The following is a 16,739-nucleotide window of genomic DNA, read 5'->3' as shown; positions in this document are numbered from 1 at the left end:
CGGAGCCTTTTGAGCCCGGAACCTTAAGCCCCACGGGGGGCAAAATGCGGCGCATCTCAGATCGTGTCAATTGCGACGTTTAGTTCTAGTGAAATTACCAGTAGCGGCCGCACCCAAAAACAACAGAGCCAAACCGAAATAGATCGTATCACCAAAGCGTGAGTAGATAGTCGGCGCGGTCGCTTGCGGGAGCGGCCCATCTACCACGCCAGCGACGTTTACACCCTTCTGCGCCAGGATCCGGCCATAGGGGTCCACGATGGCTGAAACCCCGGAATTGGCGGCACGGGCCAGCGGCAGCCCCTCCTCCACGGCGCGGACGACGGCTTGCTGGAGATGCTGACGCGGGCCCGGCGTATCGCCGAACCAGGCATCATTGGTGACGTTTACAAGCCAGGCCGGCCGATCGACCCGATCGGTCGCGGCACCGGGAAAGATGATCTCGTAACAGATCAGGGCGCCGAACGACGGTGCATTGGGCAGCGCGATCGTGCGCAGGCGTCGGCCGGGGTCGAACCCGCCCGGCAGCGCTACCATCTGGCGCAGACCGATTCGCCTGAACCATGTCTCGAACGGCAGATACTCGCCGAACGGCACCAGATGCACCTTGTCATAGGCATCGAGGATCGCGCCGTCATCGCCGATGACATAGAGGCTGTTGAAGACGCGGGCGCCGAAAGGCTCGCTGGCATCAGGCTCCGCGCGCACCGCGCCGGTCAGGAGGGTCGTGCCGGGCGGCAGCAGCGCGCCGATCGCGGCGAGCGCATTGGGACGATCCGTCAGATAGAAGGGGAACGCGGTCTCCGGCCAGACGAGGACGGTGAAGGGCGGCTTGCCACCCTCGGTCATGCCGGTCGCACTGAGCCCGAGATAGCGGGCCATGACCTCGTCGCCGCGATCGGGCGACCATTTCTCGTCCTGCGGAATCACCGGCTGCACGAGGCGGAGGTTCACGCCGTCGACAAAGCCCCCTTCGGCGCGCGCAAGCCGCAGGGCGCCGAAGCCGGCATCGGCCGCGAACAGGACGAGGATCGCGACGAAGACGATGCGGTCGCCGCGCCGCGCATGGGCCGTCGGCCCGAAGATGAGCACCGGCGCCGCAAAGACGAGGATGGCGAGCAGCGTCACGCCCCAAAGCCCGATCAGGGACGCGATCTGCATCAGCAAGGGTGCCGGCATCAGCGTGTAGCCGAGCGCATTCCAGGGAAATCCGGTCAACACATGGCCGCGCAGCCATTCGGCGAGGCTCAGCGCCACGGCGAGCACGAGGAGGCGGGGCCATCCCTCGGGCCAGAAGCAGCGCGCTGCCGCCGTGGCGACGCCCCAGAACAGCGCGAGGCCAGCGGGGAGCATCAGCACCGCGAGGGGCATGAGCCAGAGCAGGGCGCCGGCATCGGCGAAGAAGGCGACGCCGATCCACCAGAGGCCGCCGAGGAAATAGCCGAAGCCGAAGCTCCAGCCGACGAGGAAGGGTGCGGCGAGGCGCGCGCCAAGGCCAGCACCCGGCGCGGGAATACAGCCATCGAGCAGCCAGACCAGAACCGGCATGGTCAGCCAGAGGACCGGAAGCCAGCCGAGCGGGGCAAGCGCGAGCGCCGACAGCGCGCCGGCACCGCCCGCGAGCGCCAGCCGCCGCCAGCCCCAGCTCAGCAGGGCGAAGCGCCCGAAGGCGAGCGCGGCTCGCCCCGGTGCGGACCGGTGCGGCATGAGCGGATCCTCGAATCGGTCAGGCGGTCACGTTTCGCGTCAGGGATGAGCGAGCCGCCGCAAGCGGTCAAGCCGCGGCGGCGTCGCGCCGGCGCACGCGCAGCCGCTTCACGCGACGGCGATCGGAATCGAGGATCTCGAATTCGAGGCCACCGGGAATGTCGACCCGCTCGCCCGGCAAGGGGATGCGCCCGAGCAGCGTGAAGACGAGACCACCGACCGTATCGACGTCGTCATGCTCGGAGCCGAGATCGAGTCGGGTCCCGATCGCGGTCTCGAACTCGTCGAGGTCGGCGCGCGCGTCGGCGAGGAAGCTGCCATCCGCCTCGCGCACGATCTGCGGCGCCTCTTCCTCGTCGTGCTCGTCCTCGATCTCGCCAAACACGATCTCGACGACATCCTCGAGCGAAACCAGCCCGTCCGTGCCGCCATATTCGTCGATGACCACCGCCATCTGGACGCGATTGGCCTGCATGGTCGACAGCATGGTCGCCGCATGCATGGAGGCCGGCACGAAGAGAACGCGGCGCACGAGATCGGCGTCGGCGAGCTTCACGGTCAGGTCGACGCGGGAAAGATCCAGCGCGCCATCGGCCAGCGCCTCCGACATGATGTGGCCCATCAGGTCCTTGATGTGGACCATGCCGATCGGATCATCGAGCGACTCGCGATAGACCGGCATGCGCGAATGGCCGGATTCGCGGAACGCCTTCAGCGCCTCGCCGAGCGTGGTGTCGACCTCGATCGCCAGGATATCCGCCCGCGGCACCATCACGTCGTCGACGCGGACCTCGCGCAGATGCAGGATATTGCGCAGCATGCGCCGCTCTTCGTCGGAGAAGGCGTCCTCGGCCCCCTCGCCCGCGAGCGCATCCTCGATATTGGCCCGCAGCGACGCCGCAGGCTTCAGGCCGACCACCTGACGCAGGCGGTCGAGCCAGCTTTCGGGACTTCTTTCCGCCTCCCGTTCCGGGGCGGAGCTCTGGCTACTCTGGGGTTCCGGGTTCGCTTCGGCGCCCGAGCCGGGCGTGTCAGTGTCGGTCATCGTCCTGTCAATCTAGTGGTGCGCGCCGCCGTCGAGCTCAGCTCCGGCATAGGGATCTGCAACGCCGAGGCGGCCAAGAATCTTGGTTTCCAGCGCTTCCATGCGTTCGGCCTCTGCGTCCTCGATGTGATCATGACCGAAGAGGTGAAGCAAGCCGTGCACAACCAAGTGGGTGAGGTGGTGCTCGAAGGGAAGGTCTTCCTGCTCCGCTTCGGCCGAAACGGTCTCCTGCGCCAGCACGATATCGCCGAGCAGCGGCCCGAACCGGTCGCGGCCCGGCGGCGTGCCGGGGAAGGAGAGAACATTGGTCGGCCGGTCCTTCTCGCGATAATGCGCGTTGAGCGCGCGCACATGATCATCGTCCGTGAAGACGACCGAGAGCTCGGAGCCCTCGACGAAGCGCAGCCCGCCGACCGCGATGCTCGCCTCGACGGCGTCCGCGACCAGCTTGGCGAGTTCCGAATTGGCCGGCCAGGTGCCGGCCTCGACCAGCACGTCGACGGCGATCGGCAGTTCGGCCGTCATGCCTCTTCCCCCTGGCCTCCGCGATGCGGCGCCGATGGCAGCCGCGACACCGCATCATAGGCGCGGACAATGCGCCCGACGAGCGGATGGCGCACCACGTCGACATCGCTGAAGCGGATCTGCACGATGCCGGGAACGTCGCGGAGAATGTCGACCGCCTCGGCGAGGCCGGAAACCTGGCCGTTCGGCAGGTCGACCTGGCTCGGATCGCCCGTGATGATCATGCGCGATCCCTCGCCGATACGCGTCAGGAACATCTTCATCTGCATCGAGGTCGTATTCTGCGCCTCGTCCAGGATCACGACGGCATTGGCGAGCGTACGGCCGCGCATGAAGGCGAGCGGCGCCACCTCGATCATGCCGGAGGTGAGCCCGCGCTCGACCTTGTCGGCGGGCATCATGTCGTAGAGCGCGTCATAGAGCGGCCGCAGATAGGGGTCGACCTTCTCCTTCATGTCGCCCGGCAGGAAGCCGAGACGCTCGCCCGCCTCGACGGCCGGACGCGACAGGATGAGCCGCGAGACATCGCCGCGCTCGATCAGCGCCGCGGCATAGGCGACGGCGAGATAGGTCTTGCCCGTGCCGGCCGGCCCGATGCCGAACACCATTTCCGAGCGATCCATCGCCCGGATATAGGCGTCCTGCGCCGGGTTGCGGGCCATGATGGTGCGGCGGCGGGTCGAGATCTGCGCCATGGCGAGGCGGCCGCGCGGCTCAAAGCTCGGCAGGCTCAACTGCTCATCGGCCGTCTCGGCCATGCGGAGCGCGCCTTCGACATCGCCCGGCCCGATCTCGTGGCCCTGCTGCAGGCGGATATAGAGAAGGTCGAGCGCGAGACGCGCCTGGGCACAGGCCTCCGGCCGGCCGCGGATGGTGAGCTGGTTGCCGCGGGCAACCGCTTCAATGCCCAGCTTCTGCTCGAGAATCGCGAGGTTCTGGTCGAACTGGCCGAACAACTCGCTCGCCAGGCGATTATCGTCGAAGCCGATCACGACATGGGCGATGTCAGAGGCATGCGACATGTCCGATACGCGTCCGCCGCGGGTCGGGCGATGCGGTGTCGAGGAGCGTGCGTTCACGTCGCCATCTCCGGCAGGGGGGTTGCGCGCGGGGCCGGGACGGCCTCGATGCGGGCGCCGAACAGCGAATTCGTGCCGAGGCCCGAGATCGCCACGCGGCCGATGCGGCCGATCCAGGATGGATCGCCGTCAAGCTGGACGGCCTGGAGATAGGGCGAGCGCCCCATGATCTGGCCGGGGCGGCGGCCGGCTCGCTCGAACAGCACGTCCATATGGGTTCCGACCTTTGACTGGTTGAAGGCGGTCTGCTGGGCTGCAATGAGAGCTTGAAGGCGATAGAGGCGTTCGCTCGCGACGGCGTCGGACACCTGCGTGCCGAGGCCGGCGGCCGGCGTGCCCGGCCGGGGGCTATACTTGAACGAGTAGGCCGCGGCGTAGCCGACGCGCTCGACGAGACGCATCGTCGCCTCGAAATCCGCGTCGCTCTCGCCGGGAAAGCCGACGATGAAGTCGCCGGACATCGCGATGTCCGGCCGCACGTCGCGGATGCGGTCGACGAGGCGGAGATAATCATCGGCGCGATGGCGCCGGTTCATGGCCGCGAGAATGGCGTCGGAGCCCGATTGCACCGGAAGGTGGAGATAGGGCATCAGCGCCGGCAGGTCGCGATGGACCGCGATCAGCGCATCGTCCATGTCGCGCGGATGGCTGGTGGTATAGCGCAGCCGCGCGAGGCCGGGGATCTCCGCGAGGCGGTAGAGCAGCTGGCCGAGGCCCCACTCGCTGCCATCCGGACCGGCGCCGTGCCAGGCATTGACGTTCTGGCCGAGCAGCGTCACCTCGCGCACGCCCGCTTCCACCAGTCGCTCGGCTTCCTCGACGATCCGCGCGACGGGGCGCGAGACCTCGGCACCGCGCGTATAGGGCACGACGCAGAAGGTGCAGAACTTGTCGCAGCCTTCCTGGATCGTCAGGAAGGCGGTCACGCCGCGGCTCTGCGTGCGTTCGCGCGCGGCGGCCGGCAGGCGCTCGAACTTCTCGGCGATCGCGAACTCGGTCTCGACCGGACGCTTGCCGCGCGCGACATCGGCCAGAAGCGCGGGCAGATGCTGGTAGGATTGCGGCCCGACGACGAGGTCGACCACCGGCGCACGCCGGGCAATCTCGTCGCCCTCGGCCTGCGCGACGCAGCCGGCGACGCCCACGACGACGCGCCGCCCTTCCCGCGCAGCCGCCTCCTTCAGCACGCGAACGCGACCGAGTTCGGAATAAACCTTCTCGGCGGCCTTCTCGCGGATGTGGCAGGTGTTCAGGAGAACGAGATCGGCGTCTTCGACATGATCGGTCGGCTCGTAGCCTTCGATCGCCAGTGCGTCCGTCATACGATCGGAATCGTAGACGTTCATCTGGCAGCCATAGGTCTTGATGAAGACGCGCTTCGTGTTCGGCGTTCCGGTCATCGGTCCCCGGGTTGAATGGCCAGCGGCGGAGGAGCCCGCTGTTTCCCGACCTTTCCTAGCCGCTTTCGGCTCCCGTGAGAATAGGCGCGCGACGCGGCCCCCGCGCCGCGCGTGCCGCACGCACCATGCGGCGCACCTCCGCCTCGGCCGCGGCGGTGACCGTCTTGCGGTCGGCATCGGGCCCGAAGGGGATCGGCGTGCCGAAGACGACGACCGCATCGATCGCGCCGACACCGATCAGGCCGAGGAGATGCGGGGCGAGGTCCATGTCGCCATGCCAGGCGACATCCGACATGCGGAGCCGGCCGATCGGAATACCCTGCAGCGCCGTATAGACGATCGCGACCGGCTGGACGACCGCCGAAGCCTCTGCGCCAGCCACCTCCTGCGCGGCCCCAACGAGCGCACTGCGGAATGGCAGCACGGAGATCCCGTCATCGGTCGTCCCCTCCGCGAAGAGCACCATCGTGTCGCCTGCGCGCAGGCGACCCGCGATCGCCTCGGTCGAGGCCGAGGTCATCGCGCGCCGCGTGCGGTCGACGAAAACGCTGCGTTGCAGCCGCGCCAGCCATTTGACCACCGGCCAGGTGCCGACCTCGCTCTTGGCAATGAAGGACACCGGCAATGCCGAGCCGAGCGTGACGATATCGAGCCAGGAGACGTGATTCGAGACGATCATCAGCGGCCGCTTGGCGGAGGGCTCGCCCTGCATCGTGACCTTGAGGCCGAGGCAGAAGGCCGCGACCCGCTGCCACGCCATCGGCACGCGCGCCGCCAGCGCCGGGAAGAAGCGGATCGCTATGAGCTGGACCGGCAAAAGGACGAGCGTCGTGATCGCCAGGACGATCAGAACGATGCCGACGCGGAGCCGGGCCATCAAGTCTCCTTCTTGTCCGGGTCGTTCTTGTCCATGTCGTTCCTGCCCGGCTCGGTCTTGGCCCGGTCGGCGAGCGGGACGCAGTAGAGTTCCAGGCGATGATCGACGAGGCGGAAGCCGAGCCGCTGGGCGATCATGTCCTGCAGGGCCTCGATCTCTTCGCTGCGGAACTCGATCACTTCGCCCGAGCGGAGATCGATCAGATGATCGTGATGCTCCTCAGAGACGGTCTCGTAACGGCTGCGGCCGTCGCGGAAATCGTGACGCTCGATGATGCCGGCGTCCTCGAACAGCTTCACGGTGCGATAGACGGTCGAGATCGAGATGCGCGCATCGATCGCGAAGGCGCGCCGATAGACCTCCTCGACATCGGGGTGGTCCGTCGCCTCGTCGAGCACCCGCGCAATGATGCGACGCTGCTCTGTCATGCGCATGCCCTTGGCGGCACACGCCTCCTCAAGCGTCGGTATCGGCGTATTGTCGCTCATCCCGCCCGTCCTTCGGCTGCCGGCAAGGTGACAGCCGCTTAGTGAAGTTGCAACCGCAAGACAAGGGCCGTGCTCTGACGACCCTCGGCATCGCGATAGTATCCCTTGCGCCGGCCGACCTCGACGAAGCCGAGGCGCCGATAAAGCGCCAGCGCCGGCGGATTCTGCTCGTCCACCTCGAGGAAGATGTCGGCGACTCGCTCCGCATAATAGCGCCGCAGGAGCTCCTCCATCAGCCGGCGGCCATAGCCGCGGCCCCGGCGAAGCTGCGACACGGCGACCGTCAAGACCTCCGCCTCGCCGGCCGCGTTGCGGGCCATGACGAAACCGAGCACGCGGCGCCAGCCGAACACCGATTCGCGCCGCAACACGATGCACTGGACCATGTCGTCGGCGAGCAGCGATTCGAACTCGTCCACACTCCAGCCACGGCCGAAGGACTCGGCGTGAATGGCGGCGAGCGCCTCGATGTCGGACGCATCCCGCACCTGGTCGAAGAAGATCCGCGGCCGCGGCAGAAGCTCGATCATCGCCGCGCGATCCCGCCCTTGAACGGCGCAGCGTCCGGCGGCTTGCCATAGACCGGGGCCGGCGGATGGGATGCGGGATCGAGGCTGGCGCCGAAGGCGAGGAGAGCCGTCACGGAGGGCGCCGCGCGCAGATGCAGCGGCGCGAAATCCGCGCCGAGCAGCGCGGCGCCCGCGCCTGCAACGTCGCAACCAAGCTCCCGCGCCCGGGCGGTAAAGGCCTCAGCCGAGGCGACCATCAGCGGTTCGAGCGATTCGGCATCGGCCGAGAACAGCTGCCCGAAGAGCTCGTCGGCGCGCGCGGGAATGAGGGCGAGGATGAGGCGGGGCGGCCCGCCGGCCTCGCGCCGGAGCGTCGCGGCGAGGAAGGCATGCGCCGCCAGCGTCGAGACGCCGACCACGGGAACGCCGGCCGCAAGGCCGAGGCCGCGCGCGGCGGCGATGCCGACGCGCAGGCCCGTGAAGGAGCCCGGCCCTGTCGTCACCACGATGCGATCCAGATCATGGGCGGTCCGGCCGGCCTCGCCCAGCATCGCCGCGACAGCCGGCATCAGCACCTCGGCATGGCCGCGGCCGATCGCCTGCTCGCGATGCCAGACATCGGAGCCGTCGGAGATCGCAACGGAGCAGTTTTCGAGCGCGGTATCGATAGCCAGCACAATCATGCCGAGGCCATAGCCGGCCGGCAGGGCGCTGTCGAGATCAGCCGACCGACTGGACCTCGCGAACCTCGGGCACGAAATGGCGGAGGAGGTTCTGGATACCGTGCTTCAGCGTCGCCGTGGACGACGGGCAACCCGCGCAGGAGCCGCGCATGTTGAGATAGACGATGCCGTCGCGGAAGCCCTGGAAGGTGATGTCGCCGCCATCCTGCGCCACCGCGGGGCGGACGCGGGTCTCGATCAGCTCCTTGATCGTCTCGACGATTTCGCCATCGGCTTCGTCGAAGAACTCGCCCTCATGCGCGGAGAGATCGGACGAGGCCATCACCGGAACGCCGGCGACGAAATGCTCCATGATCGCGCCGAGCAGGGCGGGCTTCAGGTGCTGCCATTCGCCGTCGCTCTTGGTCACGGAGATGAAGTCGTGGCCAAGGAAAACGCCCGAGACGCCGGAGACCGCGAACAGCCGCTCGGCCAGCGGCGAGCGGCCGGCCTCGGCCGAATCGCGGAATTCCGCCGTGCTGTCGGGAAGCACGGGGCGGCCGGGGAGGAACTTGAGCGTCGACGGATTGGGTGTCGCTTCGGTCTGGATGAACATTTGGGCCTCACGTCACCTTGGAATTCTTCGAAACCACAATGTGATGGATCAATCGCCCCGCTTCAAGGCCAGGTCCGCAAACAGGCTGGGTCGATGCCTGTCACGGGAACGTTATAGTCCAGGCCTATCGGGATGGTCTCTCGCCACCACGGGGACATTCTCACCATGAAGATCACGCTGCTCGCTACCAGCGCGCTCGTTGCGCTCTCGCTACCCGCTCTCGCCGATCCGATCAAGCTCAGCTCCGCGCAGGTCACCCCCGCCGGGGACACGCTGGCCAAGGGCCTGGCCCAGGTGCCGGTCGCCGAGGGCGCCTTCAAGCTCGAGAACCCGTCAAAATATCTCGGCTATTACGGCTATGCCAAGGACGGCCCGCTCGTCCCGGCCAAGGGCGCCGTTCCCTCCAAGGACCACCTGGTCGAGGCGACCAAGACCGAGCCCGACAAGAACACCTATCTCGTGCTCGAGGGCACGACCGGCCCGGCCAAGGGCGTCAAGTACGGCACGCATTTCCTGTTCCAGGGCCATGAGAACGGCCCGAAGGACGAGAACGGCGTCTCGCGCGGCGGGCTGACCCGCATCAATCTCGACGCGCCGAAGTCGCACCGCGTCACGCTGATGGCCGACACCGATGTCGACGGCAAGCCGCTGCCGCTCATCGACGGCTCCGCCTGGGATCCCTTCGCCAAGGTGCTGCTGCTGACCTCCGAGGAAGGCGCGGATGGCGGCGTGTGGACCGCGACGGTCGATTTCCCGTCCAAGGTCGTCGACATCTCGGCTTTCACCGGCCGCGCCGCCTATGAGGGCGTCGAAGTCGACAGCGACGGCGCGCTCTGGCTGGTCGAGGACGCCGGCGGCAAGGGCGGCCCGAAGACCAAGAACGCCAAGCAGCCGAACTCCTTCGTCTATCGCTTCGTGCCGAAGGACAAGACGAACCTCGCGCTCGGCGGCAAGCTGCAGGTTCTGCAGGTGCTCGACGCGCAGTCGCAGCCGATCGTCTTCAACAAGGACAATATCGACGGCGACATCCTCTCGCCGAACCAGAAGACCCTCTACACCTATGGCAACGAGCTGCCGGCGAAGTGGGTCACCATCCGCGACAGCGACGAGCATCCGGCCGAGGCCTTCGACGCGAATGATCTCGCCAAGAAGGCGGGCGGCACGCCGTTCAAGCGCCCCGAGAACGGCCAGTTCCGTCCGGGAACGAGCTTCAAGGAGTTCTATTTCACGGCGACCGGCGACACCAACGCCAAGACCGAGGCCGGCGTCGATTTCGGTGGGTTCGGCGGCGTGTTCAAGATCGCGCAGTCGAAGAAGAACCCCGACAAGGCCACCGTCGCGCTCATCTATCGCGGCGATGCCACCCGCACGGGCTTCGACAATCTGTCCTTCCTCAACGACACGCAGCTGCTCGTCGTCGAGGATGCCGGCGACAAGCTGCACATGCAGCGCAACGCCTTCGATTCCGGCTATATCGTCGACGTGACGGCGGACTACGCCAAGGCGAGCACGCCCGATCCGGTCCGCTTCCTGAGCCAGGGCCGCGACGACATGGCGACCATCGACGAGGCGCTGGCCTCGGCCGAAGGCTTCCAGAACGACGGCGACAACGAGATCACCGGTATCCACGTCTCCAATGGCGACCCGACGGTCGAGGGCCTGATCGGCACGGCCGTCCCGACGCCGTTCGAGAATGGCTGGCGCGTGTTCTATACCCGCCAGCACGGCCGCAACATCACCTTCGAGATCGTCCAGGACGAGACCGGCGCGAAGAAGAAGTAAGGCGCATCCGCCACCGGCTTCTCAAGCGAAGGGCGCCTCCGGCGCCCTTCGTCGTTTGGGTCAGGCGATCGCGGCGATGTCCTCGTCGGTCAGGGCGCCCGGCACGATCGTTATCGGAACCGGGAAGGTGCCTGCGAGGCGGCCGGCGATCGACTGGACCAGCGGACCCGGACCTTCCTTGTCCATGCCGGCGGCCAGAACGAGGATCGCGATGTCCTCATCCTCGCCGATGAGCGCGGCGATCTGCTCGCCCGGCGTGCCCTCGCGGACCACGAGCTCGGGCTCGACCGAGCCATGGCGCCGCGCGAGATCGGCGAAGCGGGCGAGCGTCGCCTCGGCTTCCTCGCTCGCTTCGGCGCGCATGATGCTCTCGACGCCGAGCCAATGCTGGAAGCCGGACGGCTCGATGACATAGAGGAGGGCGAGCGCGCCGCTGGTGCGCTCCGCGCGGCGCGCCGCATAGACGACGGCCCGCGAGCATTCGGGGCTGTCATCGATCAGCGCCAGGAATTTGCGCCTGTGGCCCGCCTCGGTGCTTCTGCGCTTCAGCATGATGCGATGCTGCCACCCGGCGCGTCGGCCCGCAAGGCGAAGGGCCGCATCAGTTGCGCCGAATGAAGCCGACCACGTCCTTGACGCCGTCCATGACGGGACGCGCGATCGCCTCGGCGCGCGCGGCGCCGGCGGCGAGGATGGCGTCGATATGGCCGGGGTCCTGCATCAGGCGGCGCATCTCCTCGCCGATCGGGCCGAGGCGCGACACGGCGAGCTCGCCGAGCGCCGGCTTGAACTCGGAGAACTGGCGGCCGCCGAACGTGTCGAGCACCTGCTGCTTGGTGGTGCCCGCCAGCGCCGCATAGATGCCGACCAGATTATCCGCCTCGGGCCGCCCCTTGAGGCCGTCGACCTCCGAGGGGAGAGCGTCGGCATCCGTCTTGGCCTTGCGGATCTTCTGCGCGATCGCATCGGCATCGTCGGTCAGGTTGATGCGCGAATAGTCGGACGGATCCGACTTCGACATCTTCTTGGTGCCGTCGCGCAGCGACATGATGCGCGTCGCCGGCCCCGTGATCAGCGGCTCGGTGATGGGGAAATAGGCATCGCCGAAGCCATGCGCAGCGATCGATTCCGAGAAGTCGTTGTTGAACTTCTGGGCGATGTCGCGCGTCAGCTCGAGATGCTGCTTCTGATCCTCGCCGACCGGAACATGCGTCGCCTTGTAGGCGAGGATGTCGGCCGCCATCAGGCTGGGATAGGCGAGGAGGCCGAGCGAGGCGTTCTCCTTGTCCTTGCCGGCCTTGTCCTTGAACTGCGTCATCCGGTTCATCCAGCCGATGCGGGCGACGCAGTTGAACACCCAGGCGAGCTCGGCATGGACCGAGACCTGGCTCTGGTTGAAGACGATGTGCTTCACGGGATCGATGCCGGAGGCGACGAAGGCGGCGGTCACCTCGCGGATCTGGCGCGAGAGCTCGCGCGGATCCTGCCAGACCGTGATCGCATGCATGTCGACGACGCAATAGATGCAGTCATGGCTCTCCTGCAGCGCGACGAAATTGACGATCGCGCCGAGATAATTGCCGAGATGCAGATTGCCCGAGGGCTGGACGCCCGAGAAGACGCGCGGCTGGAAGTCGGTCATGGAGAAATCCCGTTTTGCGCGCGCCTTATCGCGCGCCGCACGGCCATGCGCAAGCGTCAGCCGCGGCGACCGCGGAGGCTCCGCGCGAGCGCGCCGAAATCGACGACGCCAGTGACCCGGCAGAGCAGCGCATAGACGGCCAGCCCACCGATGCAGATCGCGGCCAGCGCCGCCGCTGCGGGAAGGCTGCGCCCCGATCGCAGCCAGGGATCCGCGACGAGCGCGCCGGCGTGGATCGCCGCCCCCATGACGAGCGCGGCGCCGATCACCAGCGGCAGCGCGCGCAGCAAGCGGCGGTCGGCGGCCAACTGGCCACGCCGCACGAGGATCACGCCGAGCAGGGCCGCGTTGACGGCCGCGGCGCCGGAGGTCGCGAGCGCGATGCCGAGCTCCTGCATGGAGGCGAACAGAAGGATCGAGCCGGCCGTATTGATCACGACGCCGATCGCGGCCACCCACATCGGCGTCTTCGTGTCCTCGCGGGCGAAGAAGCAGGGCGAGAATACCTTGATCAGCACGAAGGCCGGCAGGCCGAGCGCGAAGCCGGCAAGCGTGCGCGCGGTCGCGGCCGTATCGGCCGCGTCGAACACGCCGCGCTCATAGATGACCCGCACGATCGGCTCGGCCAGCACGACGAGGCCGATGGCGGCGGGGAGCGTCAGCGCCATGGCGAATTCGAGGCTGCGGTTCTGCACATCGGCTGCCTCGTCGAACCGGCCGGCACGCAAATGCCGCGACAGCTCCGGCAGGACGACGACGGCGATGGTCGCGCCGACAATGCCAAGCGGCAGCTGGTAGAGGCGATCGGCATAACCGAGGACCGCGATCGCGCCCGGCGCGAAGGATGCGATGATCGTGCCGATGACGATGTTGATCTGCGTGACGCCGCCGCCGACGATGCCGGGCACGGCGAGGGCGACGAGACGGCGGACGCCTGCCGTCAGGCGCGGCCACAGCAGCGGCAGCGCGATGCCGGCCCGCCGCGTCGCCGCGATGACGAGGCCGAGCTGCGCGAGACCGCCGAGCAGCGTCGCGCCGGAGAGCAGCAAGCCGGCCTGTTCAGTGTTTTCGAGACCGTTGAGCAGCACATAGGCGAGCGCGGCGACCAGGACGACGTTCAGGAGCGCCGGCGCGATGGCGGCGGCAAGGAAGCGGCCATGGCCGTTCAGCACGCCGCTATAGAAGGCAAGCAGCGAGATCAGCGCGAGATAGGGCAGGGCGATCCGCGTCAGCAGCACCGCGAGCGCGAACTTCGCCGGATCCGCCGCGAAGCCGGGCGCGATCACGGCGATGAGCTGCGCCATGAAGATCTCGCCGATGATGGTCACGATCAGCAGGGTCAGCGCCAGCACGGCCAATACTTCGCCGGCAAAATTATGCGCGCTTGCTTCCCCCTGCTCTTCGAGGCTGCGGGCGAAGAGCGGGATGAAAGCCGCCGTGAAGGCCCCCTCGGCGAAGAGCCGGCGAAAGAGATTGGGCAGGCGGAAGGCGACGAGGAAGGCGTCAGCGACGGGGCCCGTGCCGAGCGCCGCCGCCATGAACATGTCGCGCACGAAGCCGATCAGGCGGCTCGACATCGTCGAGCTGGCGACCGTCGCAAAGTTGCGCGCCAGCGACATCGGCCTCAGCCGGTCCGGCGGACGGATGTCTTCTCCGCGGCCGCCTCGCCCTCGAAGGCCTGCTGCAGGCGCCGGCGGATATTCGCTTCGCGGGCGGCGTTGGTGACCTTCCGGCCCATCAGATCGGTGACGTAGAACACGTCGACGGCCCGCTCGCCGAAGGTCGCGACATGCGCCGAGGCGATGTTCAGGTTCAGATCCGAGATCGAGCGCGTCAGGTCGAACAGGAGGCCGGGACGGTCGAGGCCGGACGCCTCGATCACGGTGAACTGGTTCGACCAGGAATTGTCGATCAGGATCTGCGTCTTGACCGTGAACGCCTTGATCTTGGCCCGCGGCTTGGCCTTCTTGGCGATCGCCTCCGGCAGGGCCACGGTGCCCGAGAGCGCGTCCTCGATGAGGGTGCTGACCTTCTTGCCGCGCCGCAGCTCTTCCTCGTCGGACTCAAGCTCGCGCTGCAGCACGATCGTGTCGAGCGCCCTTCCGTCGCCGGTCGTAAAGATCTGCGCGTCGACGATGTTGCCGCCTGCGGCGGTGCAGGCGCCGGCGATCAGCGAGAGCAGGCGCGGATGGTCGGGCGCGAAGACCGTGATCTCGGTGACGCCCTCGAAGGCGCGCACCGCGACGGAGGTCGCGAGCGTCCGTCCCTCGGCATCGGCGGCGCGCAGGAGCTCCGCATGGGCGATCTTGCGCGGGAGATCGACGCGCAGCCAATAGGCCGGATAGTGCCGCTCCAGATAGGCCTCGCGCTCGGCGGCAGGCCAGTTCTCCAGCGCCTGGGCGAGTTCCGCCCGCGCGGCTGCGACGCGCTTGTCGCGCGAGATCTGGCTGTGGCCGCCGGTCAGGAGCGGTTCCGTCTCGTAATAGAGCGTGCGCAGCAGCTGCCCCTTCCAGGCGTTCCACACGCCGGGGCCGACCGCGGAGATATCGGCGATCGTCAGGATGAGCAGCATCTTGAGACGTTCGAGGCTCTGCACCACGGCGGCGAAGTCCTGGATCGTCTTGCGGTCGCCGAGATCGCGCGACTGCGCGACCATGCTCATGACGAGGTGGTTCTCGACAAGCCAGGCCACGGTCTCGGTCTGCGCCGGCGACAGGCCGAGCCGCGGCCCGAGCTTCCGCGCCACACGGGCGCCGCCGATCGAATGATCTTCTGGCCGGCCCTTGGCGATGTCGTGCAGCAGCATCGCGACATAGAGCACGACGCGATCCTGGATATTCGGGATCAGGCTGTTGGCCAGCGGATGATCCTGGGCGCGCTCGCCGCGCTCGATCGAGGCGAGGACGCCGATGGAGCGGATGAGATGCTCGTCGACCGTATAGTGATGATACATGTTGAACTGCATCATCGCGACGACCTTGCCGAAATCCGGCACGAAGCGGCCGAGCACGCCGGCCTCATTCATCCGGCGCAGCACGATTTCCGGCTGGTTGTGCGAGGCGAGCAGTTCCAGGAACAGCTTGTTGGCCGTCGGATCCTCGCGCAGCTTGCCGTCGATGCGCTTCAGCGAACGCGTCGCCGCCTTCATCAGGTCGGGATGGAAGGCGAGGTTGTGCTTGTCGGCGAGGTGGAAGAGGCGGATCAGATTGACCGGATCGCGCTCGAAGACGTCCGGTTTCGCCATGTTGATGCGGTCATGATCGACGACGAAATCCGTCGATCCGGGGATCTTCTTGACGCGGCGGCGCGGCGCGAAGCCGAAGAAGCGGTTCAGCCCCGGCGTCGCCTTGGCGTGCTCCTCCTCCAGCGCGGCGCAGAAGATGAGCGTCAGGTCGCCCACGTCCTTCGCCACGAGGAAGTAATGCTTCATGAAGCGCTCGACATCCTTGAGCCCCGGATGCGAGGTGTAGCCGAGGCGGACCGCCATCTCGCGCTGGAGATCGAAGGAGAGCCGCTCCTCGGCGCGTCCGGTCAGGAAGTGCAGGTGGCAGCGCACCGACCACAGGAACTCCTCGCTCTTCCTGAACAGAGCGAGCTCCGAGCGCGAGAAGACGCCAGCCTCGACCAGCGCATCACCTGAACGGACGCGATAGAAGTATTTCGCGATCCAGAACAGCGTGTGCAGGTCGCGGAGCCCGCCCTTGCCTTCCTTGACGTTCGGCTCGACGACATAGCGCGAGGCGCCCTGGCGGCGATGCCGCTCGTCGCGCTCGGCGAGCTTGGCCGCGATGAAGGCCGGACCCGTGTTCTTCACCACCTGCTCGTCGAAGCGCTGGGTGAGCTGGGCGAAAAGCTTCTCGTCGCCCCACAGGAACCGCGCTTCGAGGATCGCCGTGCGGATCGTCATGTCGCCGCCGGACAGGCGGATGCACTCATCGACATTACGCGTCGCGTGGCCGACCTTCAGCCCGAGATCCCAGAGCATGTAGAGCACGAACTCGACCACGCTCTCGCCCCAGGGCGTCTGCTTGTAGGGGAGCAGGAAGAGGAGATCGATGTCGGACCCCGGCGCCAGCATGCTGCGGCCATAGCCGCCGACGGCGACGAGGGCCATGCGCTCGGCCGAGGAGGGGTTCTGCGCGGGATAGACGTGGCGGACGGCGAGGTGGAAGATCGCGCCGATCAGTTCGTCGACCATGTCGGACAGGCGACGGGCGCAGACGCTGCCCTTGCCGCCGGCGAGCAGATCCTGCTCCGCGCGCTGCCGGCCCTTGCGCATGACGTCCTTGAGGCGCGCCAGCACGGCGCCGCGCAGCTTGGACTTGTCGGTATGGGTGGCGATCGTCTCGAGCTCGGCCGCGAGTTCGTCGCGGTCGACCAGAGCGGAGTCGGAACGGATCATCGGTC

General features: G+C 67.6%; 15 protein-coding genes. 1 reads left to right on the top strand and 14 read right to left on the bottom strand.

Annotated features, from left to right (window positions below):
• Nucleotides 1-66: 66 nt before the first annotated feature.
• The 10 genes from lnt to GGR25_RS10500 all read right to left on the bottom strand — a co-directional run bounded on the left by lnt (nt 67) and on the right by GGR25_RS10500 (nt 8,908).
• Nucleotides 67-1,707: an apolipoprotein N-acyltransferase gene (lnt, locus tag GGR25_RS10545; RefSeq protein WP_183398762.1), complete on the bottom strand. Its 1,641-nt coding sequence runs from the start codon at nt 1,705-1,707 to the stop codon at nt 67-69.
• A gap of 67 nt (nt 1,708-1,774) precedes the next feature.
• On the bottom strand, nt 1,775-2,752 hold the full coding sequence (locus GGR25_RS10540; protein ID WP_183398761.1) for a hemolysin family protein: 978 nt from the start codon (nt 2,750-2,752) through the stop codon (nt 1,775-1,777).
• Between the two features lie 12 nt (nt 2,753-2,764).
• On the bottom strand, nt 2,765-3,277 hold the full coding sequence (gene ybeY, locus GGR25_RS10535) for an rRNA maturation RNase YbeY (protein WP_183398760.1): 513 nt from the start codon (nt 3,275-3,277) through the stop codon (nt 2,765-2,767).
• Complete coding sequence (locus tag GGR25_RS10530; protein WP_183399539.1) at nt 3,274-4,299, bottom strand: PhoH family protein; 1,026 nt, start codon at nt 4,297-4,299, stop codon at nt 3,274-3,276. Before GGR25_RS10530 ends, ybeY begins: the two co-directional genes overlap by 4 nt.
• 53 nt (nt 4,300-4,352) lie before the next feature.
• Nucleotides 4,353-5,756, bottom strand: a complete 1,404-nt coding sequence (gene miaB / locus GGR25_RS10525; protein WP_183398759.1) for a tRNA (N6-isopentenyl adenosine(37)-C2)-methylthiotransferase MiaB — start codon at nt 5,754-5,756, stop codon at nt 4,353-4,355.
• Between the two features lie 55 nt (nt 5,757-5,811).
• Entirely contained in the window at nt 5,812-6,633 is an 822-nt protein-coding gene (gene olsA / locus GGR25_RS10520) for a lyso-ornithine lipid O-acyltransferase (RefSeq protein WP_183398758.1), read from the bottom strand.
• Nucleotides 6,633-7,121: a Fur family transcriptional regulator gene (locus GGR25_RS10515; RefSeq protein WP_183398757.1), complete on the bottom strand. Its 489-nt coding sequence runs from the start codon at nt 7,119-7,121 to the stop codon at nt 6,633-6,635. The genes olsA and GGR25_RS10515 overlap by 1 nt, the downstream gene beginning before the upstream one ends.
• Before the next feature lie 38 nt (nt 7,122-7,159).
• On the bottom strand, nt 7,160-7,651 hold the full coding sequence (locus GGR25_RS10510; protein WP_183398756.1) for a GNAT family N-acetyltransferase: 492 nt from the start codon (nt 7,649-7,651) through the stop codon (nt 7,160-7,162).
• On the bottom strand, nt 7,648-8,313 hold the full coding sequence (gene tsaB, locus GGR25_RS10505) for a tRNA (adenosine(37)-N6)-threonylcarbamoyltransferase complex dimerization subunit type 1 TsaB (RefSeq protein ID WP_183398755.1): 666 nt from the start codon (nt 8,311-8,313) through the stop codon (nt 7,648-7,650). Before tsaB ends, GGR25_RS10510 begins: the two co-directional genes overlap by 4 nt.
• Nucleotides 8,314-8,350: 37 nt before the next feature.
• Entirely contained in the window at nt 8,351-8,908 is a 558-nt protein-coding gene (locus GGR25_RS10500; RefSeq protein ID WP_183398754.1) for a NifU family protein, read from the bottom strand.
• 165 nt (nt 8,909-9,073) lie between these two features.
• Here GGR25_RS10500 and GGR25_RS10495 point away from each other — a divergent pair, with 165 nt between their 5' ends.
• Nucleotides 9,074-10,690, top strand: a complete 1,617-nt coding sequence (locus GGR25_RS10495; RefSeq protein ID WP_183398753.1) for an alkaline phosphatase PhoX — start codon at nt 9,074-9,076, stop codon at nt 10,688-10,690.
• Nucleotides 10,691-10,750: 60 nt separating this feature from the next.
• On the opposite strand, the gene GGR25_RS10490 is transcribed toward GGR25_RS10495, so the two are convergent.
• The 4 genes from GGR25_RS10490 to GGR25_RS10475 are packed head-to-tail and all read right to left on the bottom strand — an operon-like array spanning nt 10,751 to nt 16,734.
• A complete protein-coding gene (locus GGR25_RS10490) occupies nt 10,751-11,245 on the bottom strand; it encodes a universal stress protein (RefSeq protein WP_183399538.1) in 495 nt (164 codons plus the stop codon).
• A 46-nt stretch (nt 11,246-11,291) separates the two neighbouring features.
• Nucleotides 11,292-12,332, bottom strand: coding sequence for a tryptophan--tRNA ligase (gene trpS / locus GGR25_RS10485; RefSeq protein WP_183398752.1), 1,041 nt, complete (start codon nt 12,330-12,332; stop codon nt 11,292-11,294).
• Between the two features lie 56 nt (nt 12,333-12,388).
• A complete protein-coding gene (gene murJ, locus GGR25_RS10480; RefSeq protein WP_183398751.1) occupies nt 12,389-13,951 on the bottom strand; it encodes a murein biosynthesis integral membrane protein MurJ in 1,563 nt (520 codons plus the stop codon).
• 5 nt (nt 13,952-13,956) lie between these two features.
• Nucleotides 13,957-16,734, bottom strand: a complete 2,778-nt coding sequence (locus tag GGR25_RS10475; protein WP_183398750.1) for a [protein-PII] uridylyltransferase — start codon at nt 16,732-16,734, stop codon at nt 13,957-13,959.
• Between the last annotated feature and the right edge of the window lie 5 nt (nt 16,735-16,739).

Origin of the sequence: Kaistia hirudinis, assembly GCF_014196455.1 — a bacterium.
In the GTDB taxonomy this organism is placed as follows: Bacteria; Pseudomonadota; Alphaproteobacteria; order Rhizobiales; family Kaistiaceae; genus Kaistia; species Kaistia hirudinis.
Note: the sequence above shows the minus strand (reverse complement) of the source record. Positions and strands in the feature narration are given on the sequence as shown.